We start from the raw sequence: 7,709 nt of genomic DNA, 5'->3' as shown, positions 1-7,709 counted from the left end.
CTTCAATTCACCCCTCCCGCGGGGGCGGGAGGGGTGAATTGAAGAAGCGGGCAGCCCTGTCTCCAGGACCGCCCGCGCGGAATCACGGATGTGTTGATTCTACGTCAGTCACCGGCCTGCTTGAAGATGAACGGGTAGGTGACGATCACGGAGCCTCCACCCTTGGGCTCCGGGAACTTCCAGGTGCGCACGCGGCCGGCCACGCAGGTCTCCAGGTCCGAGTTGCCCGCCGTGGACTGCGCGACGTTGGACGTGGCCACCGAGCCGTTGGCGCTGATGACGAACTTCACGGACACCTTGCCGCCCAGCTTGGGGAAGCGGTTGAGCAGGCTCTCGTAGCAGTAGCGGATCTGCCCGCGGTTGCGCTGGATGACCTGGCGGATGAGCTCCTTGTCCAGCGAGCCCATGACCTCCGGATCCGACGAGGTGATGCCCACGTCCACGCTCTGCTTGCCGCCGAGCGTGCCCACGCCGGTGCCGTAGCTGCCGCTGCCGCCGCCACGGCCCTTGGTGCCGATGCCGCCGATGCCGATGCTGTCACCGGTGCCGCCGCCGCCACCGCCGCTGCCGCGCAGCCCCAGGCCGCCGAAGCCGCCCGCGTCGCCCGCCTTGGCGCCGAACATGTTGCCCATGGCGCTCTTGAGCTCGCCGCCCAGGCCCGCCTTGCCGAAGATGGTGGAGATGCCGCCCTTGCCACCGCCGAAGATCTTCGCGGTGAGGGCGCGCGCCTCGTCCTTCTTGTTCGGGTCGCCCTTGGGGGCGGTGCGGTTGTTGGACTTGGGCGCGTCCTTCTTGCCCATCTGGCCCTCGTCGCCGCGGGACTTCTGGGCCATCTCGCCCGACTTCTTCTCCTTCTGCTGGTTCAGCTTCTCCAGGAACTTGTTCTTCTGGGTCTCCGGAGGCTTGATGATCAGCTTCGCGATGCGCGCGTCGTTGCCCGCGAGCTCATCCGCGTACTGGTCCTCATCCCCCAGCCCGTTCATGGAGTGGATGACGAACCCGGTGGCGATGAAGAACATCACCAGGAAGATGTTGAGCGCCGTGTAGTCGATGGTCTCGCTCACCGGCACGACGACGCGCTTGGGCACCGGCTGGAGCTGCGCCTCCAGCGTGAGGCCGCCCAGGTCCACCCAGACGAAGTCGTCCGCCTCCAGCGTGAGGCCGTAGGCGTCGCCGTCCTGGGAGGCCTTGCCGGACTCCATGACGGCTTCCAGGTCCAGCGTCTGGCCCTTGCGGGTGAGCTCGCCCTTCATCTTGCGCGCGAAGCGCACGGTGAAGGTCTGGCCGTCGGTGCGCAGCGCCTCGAAGGTGGGGGCGCCCAGCTTGGCGTCGCCCATCACGAAGTCCACGCCCTTGGCGCTGCCCACCGTGAAGCCCTTCTTCGCGCCGGGGGGCACGAAGAACTCGCCCACGCGCTGGTCACCCCAGAGCAGGCGCAGCGACACGCCCAGCGGGCCGCTGGACTTCGTCTTCTTCACGGTGCGCACGCGCGGCGCGGCGTCCTGCTCCTCGTGCGCGTCGTCCTCCGCGGCCACGGCGGCCTTGGCCTTGGGAGCCCGGGCGGGCGCCACGACGTTCTTCTGCGTGGGCGCGACGGACGCGTCCAGCGCGGCGGCGGGCGCGGGCGCCGGCGTCGCGACAGGCGCGGCCACCGCGGCGGGCGCGGCCACGGCCTGCGCGATGGCGGCGGCGGGGGCCACCGGCGCGATGGTGGGGTTCTTGTCCGTGGGCGCGTCCGCCTGCGCGACGGCGGCGGCCAGGTTCACCGCGGCGACGGCGGCCGGGTTCTCCAGGCGGATGGTGGTGCCACCCACGCGGACCTCGTCACCGAAGGAGACCTGCCCCTTGTTGACGCGCTTGCCGTTGACGTAGGTGCCTTCGACGCTGCCCATGTCGATGATGGACATGGAGCCGTCGGCGGCCACTTCGATGACGGAGTGGATACGGCTGACCTTGTCATCCTCCAGGCACAGGTGCGCGGAGGACAGACGGCCAATCTTGATGATGTCGCGCTCGTAGTCCTTGGAGGCGACCAACGTGTCGCCCTTGAAGACCTTGAGTGTCAGGGGTACGGCCATGGACGGCTCCCGGTAGGCTTTGTCGCTCTTGGACAACGGTGTCGGCGGAAGGTTCCCGCCGTGAATTCAATCCGTGGTGGGGGGATTACAGCTCGCCCACGGACTGCATCACCTTGTCCTCGAAGTCTTCGCGGATGCGGATGAGGTTGGAGTGCTTCACGGTCTTGCGCGCCTCGACGTACTCGCCATCCGGCTTCGTGAGGTCACCTTCAATGGTGTCGTCCTCGAAGTCGACGCTGGTCGTCTTCTGCATCTTGGCGCCGCCACCCTCACCGCCTCGCGCGCCGCCGCCCTCGTCCTGGGCGAAGGCCGGGGCCACCGACAGCGTCACGCACAGCATCAGCCACTTCCGCATCCTGCCTCCACGTGGGGCCCCTTCCGAAGGCCCACTGGTGTTTCCGCATGGCGGCCCCCGCCATCAGCGCGGGGGCTCTCAAGGTTCGCATCTTCCCGAGCCGCGCCGCCAGCGTGAAGCCACTGGCGGGCGTCTCCCACATCACAGCAGGTCGTCGGTGGGCTCTTCGGAGTCCGCCGGGGCTGCATTCTTCTGGGCAGGCGCCGCCTGCTTCCCCGCCGCGGGAGTGGCGGCCGGCGGCTGCGCGCCCGTCGCGGAGACCGGCGTGGCCTGCGGGGCGGTGTTGGTGCCCGACGCGGGCGTCGCGGCGCCCGGCGGCGTCGTGCCCTTCTGCTTGGCCTCCTCCGCCTTCATCGCGGCCTGCTGCTGGGCCTGGAGGGCCTCCATCTGCTTGGCCTGGTCCTCCGCGGCCTTCGCCTCGCGCTTGGCCTGCACGATGCTCTCCGCCTCGCGCATGAGGCCGAAGACGGGGGCTTCGGCATGGAGCGCGACCTCGCCGCCCGCCAGGGCGACGTACTTCTTGTAGAGCTCCACCGCGCGCTCGGGGGCGTCCTTCACCTTGTGCAGGATGATGCCGCGGTTGAGGTACGTGGCGCCCAGGTCCGGGTTGAGCTTCTCCGCCTCGTCGTACTCCTGCATGGCCTTGTCGTACTGGCCCTGGCCCTTGAGCGCGATGCCCAGGTCCACGTGCGCGGCGGCGTTCTTGCCGTCGGCCTGCAGGATGCGGCGCAGGTGCTCCTCCGCGCCGGGGAAGTCCTCCGCGTTGAGCGCCAGCTGGGCCAGCTCCACGTGCGCGGGCACGTAGTCCGCCTTCGCCTCCAGGGCGCTCTTGAACTGCAGGCGCGCGCCTTCCGTGTCGCCCTCCTTCAGGAGGATGAGGCCCACGGCCTGGTGCAGCTCCGGATCCGTGCCGTCCAGCTTCACCGCGCGCAGCGCGACGAGCTTCGCCATGGCCAGCTGCTTGCGGTCCAGGTAGCTGCGGATCATCACCTTGAGGGCGTTGGTGTTCATCGGGTCGCGCATGAGCGCGGCGCGAGACAGCTCCATCGCCTTGTCGTGGTCGTTGTTCTGCCGGTAGATCTCCGCGAGGCGCGCGCGCGAGCCCGCGTCATCCGGGTAGCGCGTGAGCACGTCCTGGTAGAGCGCCACCGCGCCGGCCACGTCGCCACCGTTCTGCTTCATGATGGCCAGGTTGTCGGACGCCTGCCGCAGGGACGGCTTCTTGGTGAGGGCCGCCGCGTAGCGGGCCTTCGCCTCGTCGGGCTTGCCCATGCGCTCGGCGATGACGCCCAGGTTGTACTCGGCCTCCGCGAGGTTCTGGTCCGCCTCCAGGGCGGCCCTGAACTTGCGGTCCAACGACGGGTAGTCGAAGGCCTTGGCCTTCTTCTGCGCGTCGAAGGACTTCACCGCGTCATCGAACAGCAGCATGGCGCGGTTGGAGATGGACACCGGCCCCGTGGGGGCGGCGACGGGCTTGGCGACGGGCGTCGGGGCCACCGCCTGCGTCGTGGAGCAGCCGACAGCGGTCAGCGCCAGCGTGGCCAGCAGGAGGGGGCGGAACGGGTGCATGCGATTCATTAGAGGAAGTCCTCCGGCTCCTGATCATCAACGGTCTTCTTGGGGGCGCTGCCGTCCTTGGACGCGGCGGGCTTGGCGACCTCGGACTCGGTCTGCTGGCGAAGCGCGTTGGTCAGCGCGGACAGGTCCTCGTTGAGCGCCTCGCTCTTGGCCATCTTCTCCGGCTCCGACTTGGAGACCGGGGGCGGGATGTCCTGCACGGCGGCCAGCAGGTCGCCGCCCAGCACCAGCTCCTTGTTCTTCAGCGCGAGCTTCTCCTCCAGCACCTCCGGGTAGCGGTCCGGGGCGTAGGTGGTGCGGAGGATCTTCAGGCTCGCCGCGGCGCAGTCGTTGAACACGCCCAGCTCGCGGCTCTTGGCCACCGCGCCGGAGAAGGCCTCCGTGGCCTTGTCCTTGAGCGGCTGCGCCTGGTTGGCGAACTCGTCGCGCAGGGCCTGCTGCGACTCCTCGTCCAGGCCGCGCGGCATGGGCGCGTTCACGACGAGCTCCGCCATGTGGTCATACGCGAGGCCAATGCGCTGCAGCGCGCAGATGGCCGGCTCCGGGGCGCCCAGGGCCACCGTCTGCACGTACTTCTTCTGCACCACCTCCAGCGCGCGGCCCTTGTCGGCCAGCGAGCCCTTGAAGCGCTCGGGCGACGGCGGCACGCCCCAGTACAGCTTCAGGCGCTTGAACTCGACCCAGTCCGGCTCGATGGCCAGCAGGTTCGCCTGCGCGGCGGCGGCGAGCGCCGGCTTCTCCAGCGCGGTCTGCTGACGGCGGGGCAGCTGGTCGAAGTACTCGAAGATGCGCTTGTTCATGCGGCGCACGTCGTTCGTCTTCCGCATCTTCGAATAGATGTCGACGATGCGGCCCTCGGCCATGAGGAACTTGCTCTGGGAGCGCATGTTGTCGCGCTCGTACTCCTCCAGCAGCTTGATGGCCTTCATGTACGCGCCCTGCTTCACGTGCAGGTCGATGATGGACAGGAAGACGTCCTCGGCGTCCTTCGACTTGGGCCACAGCTCGATGTAGTGCTCGCGGTTCTTGAGCGCGGCCTTCAGCTGGCCCAGGCCCTCGCGGTAGGTGGCCGCGTTGAACAGGGCGATCTGCGCCTTGGACTCGTCCCACTTCTGCACCACCGCGGGCTTCGCGGGGCCGGCGTCGTTGGAGACCTGCTTCGCCTTGCCGTGGGCCTTGCTCTTCGCCTTGGCCTTCGCGGCCGGGGCGCCGCCCTTCTCGCTCAGGTTGCGCTCGTAGCCCTTCACGTAGAGCTCGTAGGTGCCCGCCGCCTCCTCGAAGTCACCGATGGCCTCCAGCGCCTCCGCGTTCGCGTAGATGGAGTCCGGCACGTACTTGGACCGGGGGTACTCCGCGAACAGGCGCTTGCGGACCTCGATGGCCTTGTCCAGGCTCTTCGCCTTGTAATAGTCGACGGACGCGTTGTAGAGCGCCAGGTCCGCGATCTCCGTCTGCGGGAAGTCGTGGACGAAGTTCAGGTACGCCTCGGCCGCCTTGGAGAACTCCTTCTTCTCCTCCAGCTGGCTGACCAGCTTGAACGACGACTGCTCGATGAGCTTCGCCAGGTCGTCGCGGAACTTGCCGGTGGCCAGCTTGTCGTTGGCGTAGAAGCGGCGGGCCCACTCGTTGACCTTCGCGAAGTCGCCCAGCAGGTTGTACGAGTCGAGGATGAGGTTGGCGGCGATCTCCGCGGCGCGCTGGCCGTCCTCGAACTTGTACTCGGGGTAGCCGAGCGCGATCTCGCTGAAGCGCAGCACCGCTTCGTCGAAGTGGTTGTGGCGGTAGTAGATGTTCGCCGCCTTGAAGGCGATCTCCACGCGCTTGTCGCCCTTGGGGACGTACTTGAGGTAGCGCTCGCACGCGTCGAGCAGCGACTTCTTCAGCGTGGGGATGGCGATCTTCTTCTGGATGTCCGTGCCGGCGGACTCGGACTTGGCCTCGCCGCGCGCCTCGGCCGCCTTCACCACTTCGTCGTAGGCGAGCACGGCGTTGTAGGAGGCGTTGGTCAGCCACTTGCCCGGCTTGCCCGGCTTGGGCTTGCCCTTGTCGTCCTTGGCCTCCAGCACCTTGGCGTCCTGGAGGACGACCAGCGTGTAGTTGGCGGCGGCCTTGTCGAAGTTCTGGAGGTTGTCGTTGAGGAGCTCCGCCCAGAAGAAGCGCAGGTCGTACGCCTTGGGGTTCTCCGGGAAGAGCGTGAGGTAGTCGCTGTACACGGCGTCCGCGTACTTGAAGGTCTCCTCGTTGCGCGTCTTCTTGCCCTCGTTGTGCCAGGTGACGGCGAGGTTGGAGAGCGTGCGCTCGGACAGCTCCTTCGCCTCCGCGAGCGCCTTCTTGTCCTTGTCGTCCTTGATGACGCCGGAGGACTCCACGTCCTTCATGATCTTCACGAGCCGGCGCACCTGGGCCACGGTGCGCTCCTTGTTGCCCATGCGAAGGATGCAGTCGACGATCTTGCCCTGGAAGCCGGGGGCCTCCGGAGACAGCGGCTTCTCCTTGATCAGCGAGTTGTAGGTGATGGCCGCTTCGCGGTCCTTGCCGTCGCCGTAGTACAGGTTCGCGAGCTGCTTCATCATCGCGAAGCGGTCTTCCGGATTGGTGGCGACCTTGCCGAAGTCCGCGCGGGCCTGCGTGACGTCACCCTCGCGGGCGAAGGCGCGCACGTAGTCGGCGCGCGCTTCACGCACGAGCGAGCCCTTCGCCTTGGCCTTGCCGTCCTTCTCCACGGCGCCGGCGCCCGCCAGCTCCCCGTAGAGGACCACGGTCTTGTACTTGTCCTTCGCGGACTCGTACTCGCCCATGTTGAAGTAGCACCAGCCCTGCTTGTAGAGGGCGAAGGCGTAGACCTGGTTCTCCGGGTACTCAGCGGCCTTCTTGTAGGCCGCGAGCGCCTTCTCCAGCTCCGGGCGCTTGCCCTTGGAGTTGTTGAAGTAGTACTCGCCGAAGGCGAAGTACGCGTCCGGGATGTACTTGGACTGCGGGTACTTCTCCACCAGGCGCTTGAACGCGACGAGCGCCTTCTTGTCCTGGCCGTCCTCCATCAGGTACTGGCCGAGGAAGAAGAGCACTTCGTCCGTGCGCTCGAACTTCGGGTACTCCTGGACGATCTTCGTGTACTGCTCGACGGCGTACTTGCCGTTCTCCTTCACCTTCGCCATCAACTCCGCCTTCTCCGCCTTGGCCTTCTGCTGGCCCGCGGCGTCGTTGCGGTTCATGGCGACGATGAGCTCGTCGTCCTTCCGGTTGGCTTCGAAGAAGAAGAACTTCGACTCCTCCCAGTAGAGCTCGCCCAGGCGGAACAGCAGGCTGGGGGCCTCCTTCTGATCAGGAGACAGCGAGATGATCTTCTTCAGGGATTCGATCTGTTCGCGGCGCTTGGAGGCGACCTGCACCTCCACGCCCAGGCGGAACTGATCATATTGAAGCGCGGGAGCGGCTTGCTGGGCTTCCTTCGGGCGCGTGATGTCGCCAGCGAGGGACTTGTCCACGGTGGTCGTGGACTTCTTGCCCAGGTCAGCGTCGCGCAGTGCTTTCTTCTCCTGGGCCGAAGCCATGGAAGTCAGGAGAACGAGGCAAACGAGTAGCGAGCGGCGCATGGTCTTCCTAGGAGCGGGGAACCGGCGTCCCTGGATGCCTGCTTGCTTGGCAAGTGTCCGGGAATCTTCGGGAATTTCCATGAGGGGACCCGTACTATGCGCGGT

At 67.3% G+C, this 7,709-nt stretch carries 4 protein-coding genes; all 4 read right to left on the bottom strand.

The features are described 5' to 3' along the window. Nucleotides 1-104 precede the first annotated feature (104 nt). Entirely contained in the window at nt 105-2,078 is a 1,974-nt protein-coding gene (gene gltG, locus D7W79_RS11430) for an adventurous gliding motility protein GltG (RefSeq protein ID WP_120525398.1), read from the bottom strand. An 85-nt stretch (nt 2,079-2,163) separates the two neighbouring features. Beyond that, nucleotides 2,164-2,433 (bottom strand): adventurous gliding motility protein CglF, encoded by a 270-nt coding sequence (cglF, locus tag D7W79_RS11425; RefSeq protein ID WP_120525394.1) that lies wholly within the window; start codon nt 2,431-2,433, stop codon nt 2,164-2,166. A gap of 141 nt (nt 2,434-2,574) precedes the next feature. After that, complete coding sequence (gltE, locus tag D7W79_RS11420; RefSeq protein ID WP_439099189.1) at nt 2,575-4,002, bottom strand: adventurous gliding motility TPR repeat lipoprotein GltE; 1,428 nt, start codon at nt 4,000-4,002, stop codon at nt 2,575-2,577. 8 nt (nt 4,003-4,010) lie between these two features. Continuing rightward, a complete protein-coding gene (locus D7W79_RS11415) occupies nt 4,011-7,604 on the bottom strand; it encodes a tetratricopeptide repeat protein (protein WP_208729696.1) in 3,594 nt (1,197 codons plus the stop codon). Between the last annotated feature and the right edge of the window lie 105 nt (nt 7,605-7,709).

This window comes from Corallococcus exercitus (genome assembly GCF_003611585.1).
GTDB classification, from domain to species: Bacteria; Myxococcota; Myxococcia; order Myxococcales; family Myxococcaceae; genus Corallococcus; species Corallococcus exercitus.
This window is presented reverse-complemented; position numbering and strand designations above follow the sequence as displayed.

Excerpts from the sequence above, each read along its gene's own strand:
- gltG (WP_120525398.1), bottom strand. The coding sequence starts at position 2,078 with ATGGCCGTACCCCTGACACTCAAGGTCTTCAAGGGCGACACGTTGGTC.
- cglF (WP_120525394.1), bottom strand. The coding sequence starts at position 2,433 with ATGCGGAAGTGGCTGATGCTGTGCGTGACGCTGTCGGTGGCCCCGGCC.
- gltE (WP_439099189.1), bottom strand. The coding sequence starts at position 4,002 with ATGCACCCGTTCCGCCCCCTCCTGCTGGCCACGCTGGCGCTGACCGCT.
- D7W79_RS11415 (WP_208729696.1), bottom strand. The coding sequence starts at position 7,604 with ATGCGCCGCTCGCTACTCGTTTGCCTCGTTCTCCTGACTTCCATGGCT.